This is a genomic window from Micromonospora sp. NPDC005710 (genome assembly GCF_040630995.1).
Lineage (GTDB): Bacteria > Actinomycetota > Actinomycetes > Mycobacteriales > Micromonosporaceae > Micromonospora.
Window position 1 is genome coordinate 1 of record NZ_JBEXYP010000041.1, and the last position, 16354, is coordinate 16354.

Annotated in this window: 12 protein-coding genes and 2 pseudogenes; 10 read left to right on the forward strand and 4 right to left on the reverse strand. The window is 73.6% G+C overall.

Going from position 1 to position 16354, the window contains the following annotated elements; all coding sequences use genetic code 11:
• Positions 1-1189 precede the first annotated feature (1189 nt).
• The 6 genes and pseudogenes from ABZ406_RS30220 to ABZ406_RS30245 all read left to right on the forward strand — a co-directional run bounded on the left by ABZ406_RS30220 (position 1190) and on the right by ABZ406_RS30245 (position 8332).
• On the forward strand, positions 1190-3154 hold the full coding sequence (locus ABZ406_RS30220; RefSeq protein WP_357768885.1) for a hypothetical protein: 1965 nt from the start codon (positions 1190-1192) through the stop codon (positions 3152-3154).
• 23 nt (positions 3155-3177) lie between these two features.
• Positions 3178-4152 carry an alpha/beta hydrolase gene (locus ABZ406_RS30225; RefSeq protein WP_357768862.1) on the forward strand — a complete coding sequence of 325 codons (975 nt, stop codon included), beginning with the start codon at positions 3178-3180 and terminating at the stop codon, positions 4150-4152.
• A 5-nt stretch (positions 4153-4157) separates the two neighbouring features.
• A complete protein-coding gene (locus tag ABZ406_RS30230; RefSeq protein WP_357768864.1) occupies positions 4158-5009 on the forward strand; it encodes a DUF3152 domain-containing protein in 852 nt (283 codons plus the stop codon).
• A gap of 102 nt (positions 5010-5111) precedes the next feature.
• Entirely contained in the window at positions 5112-5933 is an 822-nt protein-coding gene (locus ABZ406_RS30235) for a DUF3152 domain-containing protein (protein ID WP_357768866.1), read from the forward strand.
• 56 nt (positions 5934-5989) lie between these two features.
• Positions 5990-7238, forward strand: a pseudogene (gene moeZ / locus ABZ406_RS30240) (adenylyltransferase/sulfurtransferase MoeZ).
• A gap of 167 nt (positions 7239-7405) precedes the next feature.
• Complete coding sequence (locus tag ABZ406_RS30245; protein ID WP_357768868.1) at positions 7406-8332, forward strand: prenyltransferase/squalene oxidase repeat-containing protein; 927 nt, start codon at positions 7406-7408, stop codon at positions 8330-8332.
• Positions 8333-8517: 185 nt separating this feature from the next.
• On the opposite strand, the gene ABZ406_RS30250 is transcribed toward ABZ406_RS30245, so the two are convergent.
• Both ABZ406_RS30250 and proB read right to left on the reverse strand, forming a co-directional pair.
• Positions 8518-9759 (reverse strand): glutamate-5-semialdehyde dehydrogenase, encoded by a 1242-nt coding sequence (locus ABZ406_RS30250; RefSeq protein WP_357768870.1) that lies wholly within the window; start codon positions 9757-9759, stop codon positions 8518-8520.
• A 76-nt stretch (positions 9760-9835) separates the two neighbouring features.
• Positions 9836-10945: a glutamate 5-kinase gene (proB, locus tag ABZ406_RS30255; RefSeq protein ID WP_357768873.1), complete on the reverse strand. Its 1110-nt coding sequence runs from the start codon at positions 10943-10945 to the stop codon at positions 9836-9838.
• Between the two features lie 61 nt (positions 10946-11006).
• On the opposite strand from proB, the gene ABZ406_RS30260 reads away from it, so the two are divergent.
• From ABZ406_RS30260 to ABZ406_RS30270, 3 genes are read left to right on the forward strand one after another with little or no spacing between them, the layout of a single operon-like run.
• Positions 11007-11321 (forward strand): MGMT family protein, encoded by a 315-nt coding sequence (locus ABZ406_RS30260; protein WP_357768875.1) that lies wholly within the window; start codon positions 11007-11009, stop codon positions 11319-11321.
• Between the two features lie 32 nt (positions 11322-11353).
• Positions 11354-12757, forward strand: a complete 1404-nt coding sequence (locus ABZ406_RS30265; RefSeq protein WP_357768877.1) for an MFS transporter — start codon at positions 11354-11356, stop codon at positions 12755-12757.
• Complete coding sequence (locus ABZ406_RS30270) at positions 12754-14262, forward strand: aminotransferase class V-fold PLP-dependent enzyme (RefSeq protein ID WP_357768879.1); 1509 nt, start codon at positions 12754-12756, stop codon at positions 14260-14262. Before ABZ406_RS30265 ends, ABZ406_RS30270 begins: the two co-directional genes overlap by 4 nt.
• 54 nt (positions 14263-14316) lie before the next feature.
• Here ABZ406_RS30270 and ABZ406_RS30275 read toward each other — a convergent pair whose 3' ends face one another.
• Both ABZ406_RS30275 and ABZ406_RS30280 read right to left on the reverse strand, forming a co-directional pair.
• Positions 14317-15522, reverse strand: a complete 1206-nt coding sequence (locus ABZ406_RS30275; RefSeq protein ID WP_357768881.1) for a hypothetical protein — start codon at positions 15520-15522, stop codon at positions 14317-14319.
• On the reverse strand, positions 15515-16081 hold the full coding sequence (locus tag ABZ406_RS30280) for a sigma-70 family RNA polymerase sigma factor (RefSeq protein ID WP_357768883.1): 567 nt from the start codon (positions 16079-16081) through the stop codon (positions 15515-15517). The genes ABZ406_RS30275 and ABZ406_RS30280 overlap by 8 nt, the downstream gene beginning before the upstream one ends.
• 190 nt (positions 16082-16271) lie before the next feature.
• On the opposite strand from ABZ406_RS30280, the pseudogene ABZ406_RS30285 reads away from it, so the two are divergent.
• Positions 16272-16354, forward strand: a pseudogene (locus ABZ406_RS30285) (recombinase RecB); the annotation flags it as partial.

Below are 16354 nucleotides of genomic sequence, written 5' to 3' on the forward strand. Positions count from 1 at the left end.
CACCGAAAAACGATTTTGCGTTTCTTGTGTTTGTTTTCACCCGGTCGGCCCGCCCCTTGGGGGCCCCCCCCCCCGGGGCCCCCCCCCCCCCGCCCCCCCCGGGGCGACCTTCGACCGGCTCGTGGTGCCCGCCCAACGTCCCGCCCCGCTGACCGAGCAGGGTGCCGCCGAGCCCGACCCGGGCTCCACCGTCGATCCGACCGCCGCGCACCGTGCTCGCTGGGCCGAGCCCGGGTTGCCCACCTCGGCGCCACCTGCCGTCCAGGTGCCGCCGCCCGGCACCGCGGCGTCGGGCTTCGAGGTGCCGCCCGGCTTCCACGCGCCGACCAGCGAACGGCTGGCCGCCGACGAGAATCCGCCGCGCGACTGGCGCGACCCGCTCGCATCTGAGCACACGGCGACAGCGGGACGTACCCAGGGCCCGGCCGGGCCCGCCGACGACGGTGAGCGCGGGGACGCGCACCGGCCCGGGGACGCGCACCGGGCCGGGGAGTCGGCAGCCATCGAGCCCGACTGGTCGGGGCCGAGCTGGAACCGTCCCAGTTGGGGCGGCGGGTGGGCTCCGCAGTGGTCCCGCCAGGACGACGAGCCGGTTGGCGCGGAAGCGCGGGACGAGTCGGCACCGGGCTGGGTGGCCGAGCCCAACCAGCCTTACGAGGCGGTACGCGCCGAGGTGCCCCGCCCGTACGAGCCGGCGCGCGTCGATCCGCCCCGTGCCTACGACCCTGGCCGTGGTGCCGCCGAATCCTCGCCGGAGCGCCCGGCCGAACCGACGAGCGCCCCACCTGCCGACCGGCCGTCCTGGGCGGGCGGTGCGTCGCCGACGAGTGGCCCGCCGGCTGCTCGGCCGTCGTGGGCTGGTGGTGCCACGCCGACGAGTGGTCTGCCCGCTGCTCGGCCGTCGTGGGCTGGTGGTGCGTCGCCGACGAGTGGCCCGCCGGCTGCTCGGCCGTCGTGGGCTGGTGGTGCTACCCCGACGAGTGGTCCGCCCGCTGACCGGCCCTCCTGGGCGGGGTCCGGGGGGGCCGGCGGGCCGGCCGACCGGCCGTCCTGGGCTGGCGGCGGTGAGCCCGACCCCGCAAGCGGGCCGCCCGCGCGGCCGTCCTGGGCCGGGGGGTCCGATCCGACACCGCCCAGCGTGCCGCCCACGCGGCCGACCTGGGCGGGTGGGTCCGAGGCAGCGACGAGCGTGCCACCGGTACGACCCTCCTGGGCTGGTGGGTCCGCACCGCCCACGACAGGCGAGGCGTCGACGCGGCCGTCCTGGGCCGGCGGCTCCGACCCGGCTCCGACCAGTCCGGCACCAGGCAGCTCCGCGCCGCCGCGACCCTCCTGGGCGGCCAGCCCGACACCGACCACCAGCCCGGGACCGGCGGGCAGCCCGACACCGACCTCCAGCCCGGGACCGGCCGACCTGCCGGCACCGGTCGAGGCGATACCGCTGGCACCCTCCGGGCCACCGCTGGCACCCTCCGGGCCACCCCCGGCACCGGCCGGGCCACCTCCCACGGTCACCGACGCGCCACCGGCTCCGGCCGGCCCGTCGATGGTGGCGGAGCGCCCGTCCTGGACCGCCGCATCGTCGACGGCGAGCAGCAGTTCATCGGCCGAGCGGCCGGACTGGTCCGAGGGTCGGCTTCCCGCCACCCCGGTGGAACGTCCGTCCTGGCCGGCCAGCCGGTCGGCAGGCACCGGTGGGGGTGACGGCGGCGAGTCCCGGCCCGACAGCCGGCCGATGGCACCGTTCCGGCTCCGGCCGGCGTCGCCCGAGCCGGGTCCGTCCCCGGTCGAGTCACCCCGACCGGCCGCGCCGGCAAACGGTTCAGCATCGAATGACGTCAGCCCGTCATCCACCGCAGCGGTCCCGTCCGCCGCCACGAAGGGTCCCGGCCGCCGCGATCAACCCGCACCGGTGTCCGCCTCGCCCTACGCGGCGCGCCGATCCGCCCCCGACCCGACGTCGCCGGTCGATGATGGCCGGCAGTCGACAGCGAGCGCGGTGGTGTTGCCGCAGCGCGTCCCCGCGGAACCGGACGTGCCCGTCGTGCCGGAGCCGCCAGCCGTGGAGCCACCCGCCGAAACCCCGGAACTCGCCCGCATCGCCACCCACCTGCGTCGGGACGACGAGCCAGCCCCGCTGCGGGAGCGCCCCGAGGGGTTCGATGTCAACGCCATCCTGGACGCCGTCCGAGAGGTGGCAGGTGTCCGAGACGCAGCCCTGCGTCGTACGCCGGCCGGGGCGCACAGCCTGCGACTGGACCTGGCCGACGGCGCCGACCCGGCCGAGGTGAGCCGGCAGGTGGCTCGGCTTCTCCAGGAGCGGATGGGGTTGGCCGCGGCCCCGCAGAACGTGCCCGGCCTGCCCACCACGCCACCTCCGCCGGTTCGCCGTCGCGCGGCCGAGCCGCGATCAGGCGATCGTCGTACCCCGGAGACTCGGAACGCCGCCTCGCGCGATCCCGGCGAGGTTCGGGCAGTCGAACCGCCGACTGTCGTCCGCCCACCCGGCGGTCGGGCCGAGGCCCCGACGACCGGGCCGGAGCAGCGGATCGGCACGGACCCGACGCGCCGCCGACGGTCGAACGCCCCGCACCGGGGTCGCGCGACAGTGGAGGAGCCCGGGTCGGTGTCGGCTGCGCCGGCCGGCGCCGCGACAGGTAGCCCGGCGACGCTCGGTACCTCGTACTCCGGTGGTCAGGTGACCACGACGGAGTCGGCGCCGTCCCGGCCGCTGGAGACCGGCGGCGCGCCGGGGCCCCGGGTGGTGATCGACCACGTGCAGGTGAGCACCTTCGGCCTGGACGCGAACGTGGAGGTCCGGCTGTTGGCCGGGGGTGACAGCGCCTCGGGGTACGCGACCGGGCCGGCGGTGGACGGTTACGTGCTGCGGCTCTGCGCGGTGGCGGCGGCCGCCGCGGTGGACGAGTTGCTGCGTGGCACCGAGAACGTGGAGCGGGGGCGTTGCTTCGTCGAACACGCCGCGGTGGTGCCGTTCGGCAACTGCGAGGTGGCCACCGTCGTGGCGCTGCTGGTCTGTGAGGGCTGGGTCGAACAGCTCGCCGGGTCGGCCCTGGTCGCTGGTGACCCGCGGCAGGCGGTCGTCCGGGCGACGCTGGCGGCGGTCAACCGTCGGCTGGAGGCGCTGCTGTCCTGAGTGGTCCGAGGCAGACTGGAACGATGAGAAGCGCCACCCTCTGGCCGGACCATCTCCTTCCCGACGACCATCTGCCGCCGCCGTGGCCGGGCCGCGAAGTTCGCCTGGACGGCCGGGTCACGTACGTGCGGGACACCCCGGCCACCGCCGCTGGCGCGGAGCCGGCGCTGTACGTGCACGGGTTGGGTGGGTCGTCGCAGAACTGGACCGATCTGGCCGGGCTGCTCGCCGACCGGCTGGACGGTCAGGCCATCGACCTGCCCGGCTTCGGCCGGAGCGAGCCGGGCCGGCGCTACACGATCCCGGCCTTCGCGGACCTGGTCGTGCGCTGGATCGAGCATTCCGGTAGGGGGCCGGTGCACCTGTTCGGCAACTCGCTTGGCGGCGCTGTCGCGGTCCAGGTCGCCGGGCTTCGCCCAGATCTGGTCCGTACCCTCACGCTGATCTCCCCGGCGCTGCCGTTCCTGGATTTCCGGCGTTCGTTGCAGGGTCGGATGCTGCCGGTGCTCGCCATTCCCGGCGGTGAACGGCTGGTCGCCCGGCACCTCACCCAGCTCGCGCCGGAGGTGATGGCCCAGCAGGTGCTGGAGGCGTGCGTCGCCGACCTCAGCCGGATCTGCGATCAGCGTCGGGCCGAGGCCCTGGAGGAGATCCGGGTGCGGTACGAGGCGGAGCACTACGCGGCCGCGTACGTCCGGACGTTCCGTGGGCTGGTCTCCAGCTTCCTGCGGTCGTACCTGCCGGGGCCGGGGTCGCTCTGGCGCCTCGCCGAGGCGGTACGCGCACCGACCCTGGTGGTGGGTGGTCGCCAGGACCGCCTGGTCGACGTGCGGGTCGCGCCGCAGACCGCCCGGGTCATTCCGGACAGCCGATTGATGATGCTCGACGGTGTCGGTCACGTGGCGCAGTTGGAGGTGCCCCGGCTGGTTGCCCGCGCGGTGGTCGGTCTGCTTGCCGAAACGGCTGACGCCGCGGGGCGGTCTGATCTGGCAGGCTGACGTGGATGCCCAGCTCAGCACGCCCTCCCGGTCGCCGTCGGCGACGGTTCGCGCTGCTCGCCCACCTGGTGGCGGTGGTGGTGGCCGTCGGGGCGGCGGTGACAGTGATCGCCGAGGGGCCGGGTGCGCATCCGGCCGCCGACCGGTTGGCCGCCGAGCAGATCGGCCCGCCGCCGCTGGTGGCCGGGCCGCTGCCACCGTCTGCCGGTCCTCCGCCCGCCGACCCGGTTCCGTCCAGCCCGCCCCCGGTGTTGCGGGTGGCGGGCGCGGTTCCGAGCGCGGGCACCGGCGGCTTCGGCTATGACGCCCGCTCCGGCCCGGTGCTGGGTCGGGCGGGTGAGCTGCGGCGTTACCGGGTCGCTGTGGAGTCGGGCAGCGCGGAGGACGTGGCCGGGTTCGCCGAGGCGGTCCAGGTGGCGCTGGCCGGGCCGGGCAGTTGGGTCGACAGCGGTCGGCTGCGACTGCAACAGGTGCCGGGGGCTGCGCCTCGTGATTTCACCGTCTATTTGGCCACTGCCCGCACCGCTGGTCGGATGTGTGCCAGGGGCGGGGTGGACATCCGGATCAACGGCCGGCCGTACACGTCCTGTCGCGCACCCGGCCAGGTGATCATCAATCTGGATCGGTGGCGGTTGTCGGTGCCGCACTTCGTGTCGGCGGGTGTGCCGCTGTCGGTCTACCGGACGTACGTGGTCAACCACGAGGTGGGTCACCAGTTGGGGCATCGGCATGAGCGCTGCCCGGGTGCGGGCCGTCCGGCGCCGGTGATGTTGCAGCAGACGCTGTTCCTCAAAGGGTGCCGGGTCAACCCGTGGCCGTACGTGAACGGGCGGCGGTACACCGGCCCCGCTCTCTGAGCCGCCTGGTCCGACGCGCCGACTATCGGCCCCCGTCAGGCGTCTTGCGGCAAAGGCGAGAAAAGCGGAGAAATGCCCGAATAATCTGGCAGGCTTGACACCATGACGCCGTCGTCCGCGTACGGCCCGCCCCGGCCGCCCGACCACCGGTCGGCGCTGCGGGATGCGCGTCCGGCGTTCGTCCGGATGCACCGGCGTCGGCGCCGCAGCATTCTGCTCGGTCTGCTCGTGCTCGCCGCCGCCATCGGCGTGACGGTGAACCAGGCCACCGAGCCGTCGGTCGAGCCTCCGGCCACCACCGAGGGCGGGATGGGCCACGGCGGTGGGGTGGCCGCCCACCCGGCACCCACCGGCTACCCGTCGGTCGGCGCGGGACGCTTCACCGCCGCCGACGGTGAGACTGCCGTGCACGGCACCGACGGGCCGCTGCACCGGTACCGCGTCGTCGTGGAACGCGGCGCCGGCCAGGACGCCGACGTGTTCGCCGCCACGGTGGACGAGGTGCTCGCCGATCCGCGCAGTTGGATCGCGTCCGACGAACTGCGGGTGCAACGGGTGGCCGACGCCGGGGCCGCCGACTTCACCATCTACCTGGCCACTCCGGTCACCTCCGAGCGGATGTGCGCCGAGGGCGGCCTGACCACCGAGCGCTACACCTCGTGCCGGCTGCCCGGTCAGGTCATCATCAACCTGGCCCGCTGGATGGAGGCGGTTCCCGACTACGGGGCCTCCCTGGACACCTACCGGACCTACGTCGTCAACCACGAGGTGGGCCACGAGTTCGGCGAGGACCACGAGGCGTGCCCCGGCCCGGGTGAACCCGCCCCGGTGATGCAGCAGCAGACGTACGGCCTGCAGGGGTGCGTCGCCAACGCCTGGCCCTACCTCGACGGCCGTCGGTACGCGGGGGACATCGTCCCCTGATCGGGCAGGTCGTCGGTTATTCCCGCTCCCGCATACCGGACCACGTGGCGTCCCTCATGGCCGAGCAGGGCTCCCGCGAGCAACAATGGCGCGGTTCACACAGCCGATCCCGGGGAGTTCACCGTGTCGTTGCCCCCGCTCGTCGAGCCCGCCGCCGAGCTGACCGTAGACGAGATCCGCCGCTACTCCCGTCACCTGATCATTCCGGACGTCGGGGTGACCGGCCAGAAGCGGCTGAAGAACGCCCGGGTGCTCTGCGTCGGCGCCGGTGGCCTCGGGTCGCCCGCCCTGATGTACCTCGCCGCGGCCGGGGTCGGCACGCTCGGCATCATCGACTTCGACACCGTCGACGAGTCCAACCTCCAGCGCCAGATCATCCACGGCGTCTCCGACATCGGCCGGTCCAAGGCCGAATCGGCCGCCGCGTCGATCCGCGAGATCAACCCCCTGGTCAACGTGGAGATCCACAACACCGCGCTGGACCGCGAGAACGTCCGCGAGATCTTCGCCCAGTACGACCTGATCGTCGACGGCACCGACAACTTCGCCACCCGCTACATGGTCAACGACGCGGCGGTGCTGCTGGGCAAGCCATACGTCTGGGGCTCGATCTACCGCTTCGACGGCCAGGCGTCGGTGTTCTGGGCCGAGCACGGCCCCTGCTACCGCTGCCTCTACCCGGAGCCCCCGCCCCCCGGCATGGTCCCGTCCTGCGCCGAGGGTGGCGTGCTCGGGGTGCTCTGCGCGTCGATCGGCTCGATCCAGGTGAACGAGGCGATCAAGCTGCTCACCGGCATCGGTGAGCCGCTCGTCGGCCGCCTGATGGTCTACGACGCCCTGGAGATGGAATACCGCAAGATCAAGGTCCGCAAGGACCCGAACTGCGCGCTCTGCGGCGACAACCCCACAGTCACCGACCTGCTGGAAGACTACGAGGACTTCTGCGGCGCGGTCTCCGAGGAGGCCCAGGAGGCGACTCTCGACTCGACGATCACCGCTCTGGAACTCAAGGAGTGGCAGGACGCCGGCAAGGACATCTACCTCGTCGACGTACGGGAGCCGGCCGAGTACGAGATCGTCCGGATCCCCGGCGCCACGTTGATCCCGAAGGGCGACATCATCTCCGGCGAGGCCCTCGCCAAGCTGCCGCAGGACCGGCAGATCGTGCTGCACTGCAAGTCCGGCGTCCGCTCGGCGGAGGCACTCGCCGCGCTGAAGGCGGCCGGGTTCAAGGACGCCGTGCACGTTCAGGGCGGCGTGCTCTCCTGGATCAAGCAGATCGACCCGTCGCTGCCCGCGTACTGACGATCGAGCCGGGGTGGCCCACCCGCCGCCCCGGCCCGGCCGCGCGGCGGGATCCACGCCGACGCCCTGGCCCGGACCGACCCGGCCCGGCGGGATCCACGCCGCCGCCCCGGCCTGGCCCGGCCGCCCGGCGGGATCGACGCCGCCACGCCGGCAAATCGACGCAGATGACGTCGAGCCGTCGTCGCCCGGAGCGACGCAGCCATTGCGGGCTGGCCGATTCTCCGAGGCGGCCAGGCGTCTGCGCAGGTAGCGTCTCCGCCGTGGTCGACTTGGAAGCCGCGATCGGGTTCGTCGTGGCGCATGGGGATGCGGTGGAACGCGCCCGCCTCTCCTGGCTCCGCAACGGCACCCCCGTGCCCGCCGAGTTGCTGGACACTGCCGAGGTCGGCCAGTCACCGGACGGCGGTTGGCCGGCCACCTGGGGCGGTCCCATCGCCTCGATCGACGCCACGTGTTTCCGGCTCGCCGAACTGGACGACCTGGGCGCGCTCGGCCGTCCCGCCGCCCGCCGGGCCCTGGACTGGTTGGCGTCCCGGCAGCAGGCCGACGGGGGTTGGGAAGAGGACGCGTCGCTCGCCGATTCGGCGCCGGAGTGGGCTCGACCCGGCGACCCGGAGGCCGGGTTCCTCGTGTCGGCGAACGCCGGTTTCTGGCTCACCGTCGCCGGCCTGGACGCCCGGGCCTCGGGGCCGCTCGACCACCGGGTCGGCGGGGCGTACGCCGGGGTGGTGCAGGCAGCGGCCCACTCGCTCGCGGCGCGGCTGCGCCCGGACGGCAGTTGGCCGTCGTTCCTCGCCGCGGGCTGGCTGAGCGCCGCGGTGCTGCACCGGCAGGAGATGTTCCAGGAGTCGGCGCGGATCCAGGTGGTGCTCGCCGAGCGGATGCCGAAGATGTCGCCGGGGGACGTGGCGTGGCTGGCCGCAACGCTGCGCCGCGCTGGCATCGACCCGCAGGACTGGATCATGGTGCGGGCGCTGCGCCGACTGACCGAGACCCAGCGCAGCGACGGCGGCTGGGAGAGCGACGACGGCCACCAGTTCGACGTGCACGCCACCCTGTCCGCGATCCGAGCCGCCCGCCCCGCGAGCTGAGCTGCCCCGCCGCGCCGAGCCGCCCCGTCCCAACGCCCCGCCCCAACGCGCCGCCCCGCCGCGCCGATCTTGCAGTTTCGGTTGCCGATTCGCGTCACTTGCCCGTTATGGCACGACACTAAGTGCAAGATCGACGGGGAAGGCGGGCGGGGGAGACGGGCAGGGCAGGGGTGGGGCGCGAGGGCTTAGCGCAGGTGGCCTTCTCCGGTTACCACGTACTTGGTGCTGGTCAGTTCGGGTAGGCCCATCGGGCCGCGGGCGTGCAGCTTCTGGGTGGAGATGCCGATCTCGGCTCCGAAGCCGAACTCGCCCCCGTCGGTGAACCGGGTCGAGGCGTTCACCATCACCGCGGCCGCGTCCACCCGCGCCACGAACTCGCGGGCGGCGGTCGCCGAATCGGTGAGGATCGCCTCGGTGTGCCCGGTGCCGTAACGGCGGATGTGCGCGACCGCCGCGTCCAGCGAGGCGACCACCGCCACCGAGATGTCCGCCGACAGGTACTCGGTGGCGTAGTCCTCCTCGGTGGCCGGGACCACTGCTGCGGAATGGGCGGCCACCTCGGGGGAGCCGTGCACCGTCACCCCGGCCTCGGCGAACGCCGCCAGCACCAACGGCAGGAACGCGTCGGCGATGTCCGCGTGCACCAGCAGCGACTCGGCGGTGTTGCAGGTGGACAGGCGCTGCGTCTTGGCGTTCAGCGTCACCGCCACTGCTTTGCCCAGGTCGGCGGCCGCGTCGACGTAGACGTGGCAGTTGCCCACCCCGGTCTCGATCACCGGCACTGTCGACTCCTCGACCACGGTGCGGATCAGCGACGCCCCACCGCGCGGAATGAGCACGTCGACGAGACCCCGGGCGCGCATCAGCTCCTTGACCGAGTCACGGGAGCTGGCATCGAGCAACTGCACCGCGTCGGCGGGCAGACCGGCGCCGGCGACCGCGTCGCGCAGCACCGCGACGAGCGCGGCGTTCGAGTGCGCCGCCGATGACGACCCCCGCAGCAACGCCGCGTTGCCAGACTTCAGGCAGATCCCCGCAGCGTCGACAGTCACGTTGGGCCGCGCCTCGTAGATGATGCCCACCACCCCGAACGGCACCCGGATCTGGCGCAGTTCCAGGCCGTTGGGCAGGGTGGACCCGCGGACCACCTCACCGACCGGGTCGGGCAACGCGGCCATCTCACGCAGCGCGCCGGCGATGCCGGCCACCCGATCCGCGTCGAGCGCGAGCCGGTCCAGCACTGCCGCGCTCAGCCCGGCCTCGCGGCCGGCCGCCAGGTCCGCCTCGTTCGCCGTCAGGATCTCCGGGGTACGCGCCACCAGCGCGTCGGCCATCGCCACCAGCGCGGCGTCCTTGACCGTACGCGTGGCCACCGCCAACTCCGCAGCGGCGTCCCGCGCCCGTCGCGCCTGCTCCAGGACACTCATGCCAGCACTCCGCTTCGATCATTCGCCCGCTGAAGCTCGCTCACGCCAGCACTCCTCGGTGGTGGAAGGTCCCTGCTCACAACAGCACCAGGTCGTCGCGGTGGACGACCTCTCGTTCGTACGCCGGGCCGAGCGCCGCGGCGAGTTCGGACGTGGAACGGCCGAGCAACCCGGGCAGCTCCACCGCGTCGTAGTTGACGAGCCCTCGGGCGACCGATGCGCCGGCAGTGTCCACCAGGTCCACCGGGTCGCCGGCGGTGAACGTGCCGTCCACTGCGGTGATGCCGGCCGGAAGGAGCGACTTGCGTCGGCCGACGACGGCGGCGACGGCGCCCGGATCGAGGTGCAGCCGCCCCCGGGGCGAGGTGGCGTGCGCCAGCCAGAACAGTCGGGCCGTGGGGCGTTGCCGCTGTGGGTGGAAGAGCGTGCCGACGGGTTCGCCGGCCAGGGCGGGGGCGGCCAGGTCGGCTGCGGTGAGCACCACCGGGATGCCGAAGCCGGTGGCGATCCGGGCGGCCTCGACCTTTGTCACCATGCCGCCGGTGCCGACGCCGGCCCGGCCGGCCCCGCCGATGGTGATGCCGGCGAGGTCAGCTTCGTCGCGCACCTCGGTGATCCGCGTCGAGTCGGGCCTGGTGGGGTCGCCGGTCCAGAGCGCATCCACGTCGGAGAGGAGCACCAGCAGGTCGGCGTGCACGAGCGCGGCCACCAGGGCGGCCAGTCGATCGTTGTCGCCGAACCGGATCTCCTGGGTGGCGACGGTGTCGTTCTCGTTGACGATCGGCACCGCCCGCAGGTCGAGCAGCTTGCGCAGCGTCCGGTACGCGTTGCGGTAGTGCGCCCGCCGGGTCACGTCGTCGACGGTCAGCAGCACCTGCCCGACGGTGCGGCCGTGCCGGGCGAAGCTGGCCGCGTACCTGCCGATCAGTAGCCCCTGCCCGACGCTCGCGGCGGCCTGCTGGGTGGCCAGGTCGCGCGGGCGTCGGGACAGCCCGAGCGGGGCGAGCCCGGCGGCGATGGCACCGGAGGAGACCAGCACCACCTCGCGTCCTTCGGCGGTGAGCCGGCCGAGGGTGTCGACGAGCGTGTCGACGCGCTCGTCGGCCAACCCGCCGGTGGCGGTGGTCAACGAGGAAGATCCGATCTTGACGACGACCCGCCGGGCGGCCGTGACTGCGTCGCGCACCCGACCATTCTGCGTGGTCACGGCCGCACCGCCCGGCGGCCTTCCCATATGGTGGCGGATTGTGACTCCTGACGAGTACGTCGAGGCGGTGCTCGACCTGGTGGAGCGGATCCCGGAGGGTCGGGTCATGTCGTACGGCGGGGTGGCCGACGCGCTGGCCGAGCGCTCGGGACGCACCTCGGCCCGGCTGGTCGGCAACATCATGGCCCGGCACGGCGGCTCGGTGCCCTGGCATCGGGTGGTGACGGCGGGTGGTCGGCTGCCGCCGGGCCACGAGCGGGAGGCGCGGGCCCGACTGCGGGCCGAGGGCGTGCCCCTTCGCGGCGAGGGCGTGGACATCCGGGCTGCGGGCTGGTCGCCTGATGAGGGGATGTGACCGTCCGCCAAACGTGAGTAACATTCGGCCCCATGAAAACGCCGCCGGGCGCCGGCTCGTCAGCCACCGGCCCGCTGCCCCGCTCGGTGCACGCCGGCTACGCGCTCGGTTCCCTGGCGACCGGGGCCTTCGGCACCGTGCCCGGCCTGCTGCTTCTGCCGTACCTGACCGACACCCTGGGCGTCGCCGCCGGGCTGGCCGCCCTGCTGGTGTTGCTGCCCAAGGCATGGGACGTGCTCGTCAACCCGGTCGCCGGGCGGATCTCCGACCGGACCCGGTCGCGGTGGGGCGCCCGCCGGCCGTACCTGCTCGTCGCCGGCCTCGCGCTCGCCGTGCTGTTCGCGTCGATCTTCGCCGCGCCGTTCGGTAACGGGCCGGCCGCCGTGGCGTACGTGGCGTTCGCCTTCCTCGCCACCGCCACCGCGTTCGCCTTCTTCCAGGTCCCCTACGTGGCGATGCCGGCGGAGCTGACAGACGACTACGCCGAGCGCACCCGGTTGATGACCTGGCGGATCGCGGTGCTGGCGCTTGCCATCCTGGTCTCCGGTGCGGTCGCGCCACTCGTGGTGAGCGCCGGCGGTGACGGCGTGCCCGGGCACCGCTGGATGGGCCTGTTCGTGGCGGTGCTGATCGCCCTCGGCGCCCTCGGCGCGTTCCTGGGCACCCGATCCGCGCCGACCGGCACCGTGGGCGAGAGCGAGCCGACCCTGCGCGCCCAACTCGCCGTGGCCGGCGCCAACCGCCCGTTCCGGGCACTGCTGATCTGCTTCGTGGTGCAGTCCGCCGGGGTGGCGACGATCCTGGCCGGGGTCAACTACTTCGCGGGGCAGATCCTGCGCGACGCGGAGAGCGGGCCGACGGTGCTCTTCGTCTGCTTCGTCGGGCCGGCGCTGCTGGTGATGCCGATCTGGACCCGGATCGGCGCCCGACTGGGCAAGCGGACCGCACTCGTCGTCGCCTCAGTGATCCTCGCCGCCGGTGCGTTCGCCCTGGTCGCCGCGCCGGTGCTGCCGGCGGTCGCCGTCTACCTCGTGGTCGCGCTGATCGGTGTGGGGTACGCCGGGCAGCAGGTCTTCGCACTGGCGATGTTGCCGGACTGCATCGCGCACGAGACGGCGCGTACCGGTCGACGGCAGGCGGGTGTCTTCACCGGGGTGTGGACCGCCGGGGAGACCTTCGGCCTGGCGCTCGGCCCGGGCATCTACGGACTGGTGCTCCAGCTCTCCGGCTACGTGTCCTCGGACACCGGGTCGGCGGCGGCCCAGTCCGACACGGCGCGGCTGGGCGTCCTGCTCGGCTTCACGCTGATCCCGGCCCTGCTGATCGCCCCGCCGATCCTCCTGCTCCGCAGGTACACCCTCACCGCCCAGAGCGACACCATCGATCAGGGAGTTGTGCTGGGGGACCGTCACGAGAAGGGCACCATGACTCCATGATCGACGAGAACACTGTCGAGGCCGGGGCGCTCGCCGCCACCGGGGTTCCCGCGGAACAGGCTCTTGAAGAGGTTCGGCAGTTGCGGGGCGCGGACCGGCCCACCCACGGGGGACGGCTGTTCGCGTACGTCTACGACCCGGCCGTGCCGGGGCTGGACGACCTGGCCGCCGCCGCCCACCGGGAGAGCGCCCACGTCAACGGGTTGGACCCGACCGCGTTCCCGTCCCTGCTGGCCATGGAGAACGCGCTCGTCGGCGCCGCCGGCCGGGTGCTGGGCGCCGGCCCGGGCACCACCGCCCCGGACGTCGTCGGCAGCGTCACCAGCGGCGGCACCGAGTCGCTGATCCTCGCCGTCAAGACCGCCCGGGACGCCCACCCGGAGATCGCCGCGCCCCGGATCGTGGTGCCGTCGAGCGCGCACGCGGCGTTCGCCAAGGCGGCGCACTACCTGCGGGTGGCGTTGGACGTCGTGCCGGTCTCGCCGGAGACGCTGCGCCCCGACCCGGCCGCGATGGCCGCCGCCATCCGCCCCGAGACGGTGCTTGTCGCCTGCTCCGCGCCGTCGTACGCGCACGGGGTCGTGGACCCGGTCGCCGAGATCGCCGCCGCCGCGGCCGAGGCCGGGGTGCGCTGCCACGTGGACGCGTGCTTCGGCGGTTGGACCCTGCCCTACCTGCGCCGCCTCGGGGAGCCGGTGCCGCCGTTCGACTTCGCGGTGCCCGGGGTCACCTCCATCTCGGTCGACCTGCACAAGTACGCGTACGCCCCGAAGGGCGTGTCGGTGCTGCTGCACCGCGACGCGACCCTGCGTGCCCCGCAATACTTCGCGTACGCCGACTGGCCCGGCTACACGATGATCAACCCGGTGATCGCGTCCACCCGCTCGGGAGGCCCGATCGCCGCCGCGTACGCCACGGTGCGGCACCTCGGCGACGACGGATACCTGCGGCTGGCCGCTGTCACCAGGGACGCGGTCGCCGGGCTGGCCGACGCGGTCCGCGCCGTCGACGGGTTGCGGCTGATGGCCGAGCCGGAGTCGACAGTGGTCTGCTTCACCGCCACCGACGACGGCCCCGACCTGTTCGTCCTCGTCGACGAGCTGACCGCGCGGGGCTGGCACACCCAACCCCAACTGTCGTACGCCGGTCTGCCCGCCAGCGTGCACCTCACGGTGACCGCCGCTGTCGCGCCCCGGGTCGTCGAGTTCGGGCCGGACCTGGCCGAGGCGGTGGCCGCGGCCCGGGCCGTCGGCCCGGTGCGGCTGCCCGCCGAGCTGACGGCAGTGGTCGGTGCCCTCACCCCGGACGCGCTGACTCCGGAGATGGTCGTCGGCCTGGCCGCCGGCCTGGGCCTGGGCGGCGAGCCGGGGTCGGCCGCCGGGCCGCTGCCGGAGCGGATGGCGGTGGTGAACTCCCTGCTGGACGCCGCACCGTCGGCGCTGCGCGAGCGGTTGCTAGTGGAATTCGTCAGCCTGCTCCAGCGCCCCACCTGGGAGCCGAGCTGATCGTGCGCGCCACCGGGCCCGGCCGTCGGTAACGGTCGGGCCCGGTGGGCAGGGTCAGGAGACGACCCGTACATCCACGAAGTTGTCGCCGTGGGTCAGGTCCTGCCAGTGCCGGTCCTGGTCGTCGAAGTGCACCACTCGGACGCGGGGTTGGTCCAGGTCCGTCGGATCGACGATCAGGTGGAACGTGTACGTCCGGCGTTCCCCGGACCGCAGGCCGGCTGTGCGGCAGTCCGCCCCCGACTCGTCGCTCTCCCGCCACGGAACGCAGATTGACGAGTCGGCCTTGGTCAACGTGCCGACGAAACTCAATTCCCCGAAGCCGATCTTCGCCACGTTCACCGGCCCCCTGTTCGTCACGGTCACGGTCAGGGTGCCGGGACGCTTCCCGTCGGCCTCAGCCGGCCCGAGCACGAGATCGCCGCCGGTCAACACCAGGTCAGTCAGCCGGGGGTCCTGGCCGAAGGATTTCGGCCCGTCGCTCTGGGTGAAGCCCTGACCCGTCCAGCGGTACGTCCGCCACTGCTTCTGCGCCCAGTAGCTCCGCATGGAGCAGCAGGGCTGGATGTCCGCCACCTGTGCCCGGACCTTCCCGTCCTCCGTGACGGCGGCGTCCGTGATGTCATCGAGCCCTTCCCTGGTGACGACCACCTGACCCATGGTCACGATCCGGCCCTTCCCGTCCCGGTCGAACGCGACGAGTTGTTTCGCCGAGGCCTCGCCGAAGCGGCAGGTGACCAGGGCGACCGTTTCCGTGGCGCCATCCCCGTCCAGGTCGGTGTAGCCCAGATCCAGGTCCGCCAGCGTCCCCACGTCCTGGTTGCTCGCCGGAGGCCGCAGCCGCACACCCGAGGTGGCGCAACCCTGCGCGTACGAGGGCCAGGTCGGCACGTCGACGCGGGCAGCCAGCAGTTGCGCCCGGCTGATCCGGCCGTCCGGTGCGGCCGGGCTCGTGGACGTCGTGGTGCTGGGAGTGAGTGGGACGGACGGCGTCGGCGCCGGAGCGCTCGGCGGTGGCGTGGTCGGCTCCCCGGTCTGCGCCGGCACCGGAACCGGCCCGTCGTCGCGCAGCGCGGCGTTGGCGACTATCGGAGCGACAGCCAGGACGATCGCCGTCACGGCCACCGCCACGGCCCTCGCCTGGCGACGCCGACGAAGGGTTCGGCGGGCCTGGTCCGGTCCCGGACCGGCGATCGTGGAGACCGTCTCGGCGCGGTAAGCGGCGAACCGCTCCCGCAGCCGCGGGTCGATGTCAGACATTGCCCACCCCCTCGATGCTCTCGTCGAGCAGCCCGGCCAGCGCCAGCCGGCCCCGGTGCAGCCAGGACTTGACAGTGCCCTCGGCCACCCCCTCCTGGCTCGCGATCTCGTGGACCGGCAGGTCGGCGAGGTAGTGCAGGACCACCGCCCGCCGGTGGTTGGCGGGCAGTTGGGCCAGCGCGGCGTCGATCGCCACCCGATCGGGCGTCGGGCCCGCCATCGTGCCCTCCGTCCGGCGCTGCCGCAGCAGGTGGTTGCGCGCCGTCCGGAGCCGCCGCCAGCGGCTCCGGGCGAGGTTCCAGGCGACCTGACGGACCCAGGCGACCGGATCCTCGTACCGGGCCAACCGGTCCCAGCGCGCCAGCGCCCGGCAGAACGCCTCCTGCGCGAGGTCCTGGGCCTGCGAAAGATCCCCGATGTACGCGCCGAGCTGGGTGGTCACGTTGCGGAAGTGCGCGTGGTAGAAGTCGTCAAAACTCAGCGCCGCCGCGTCGTCAGTGGTCACCGCGGCTGCCGCAGCCGGCGGCTCGTTGGCGCGGGCTCCCGTCATCGTTGTCACTGCCCCTCCCCGTTCGCCGCCGGGTCTCTGCCCGAGGCGGTCGTCACACGTGCCGGTCGGCCGGAGATCGTCGACCCGTCGCCGGGCCGGAACCGGTGCCGGCCGTGGCAGTCCGGTGGGGGTGAGATGCGAGGTCGAAGGGCCGTACGCCCCCCGTGGCGTCGCCGGCCGGACCCCCGTACCGGCCGGCGCCGACGGCGCCGACGCGGACGAGGCCTTCCCGGTGGCACCCGGCCCGCGTTGCGGCTGGTGCGACTTCCGGCGGCACTGTCC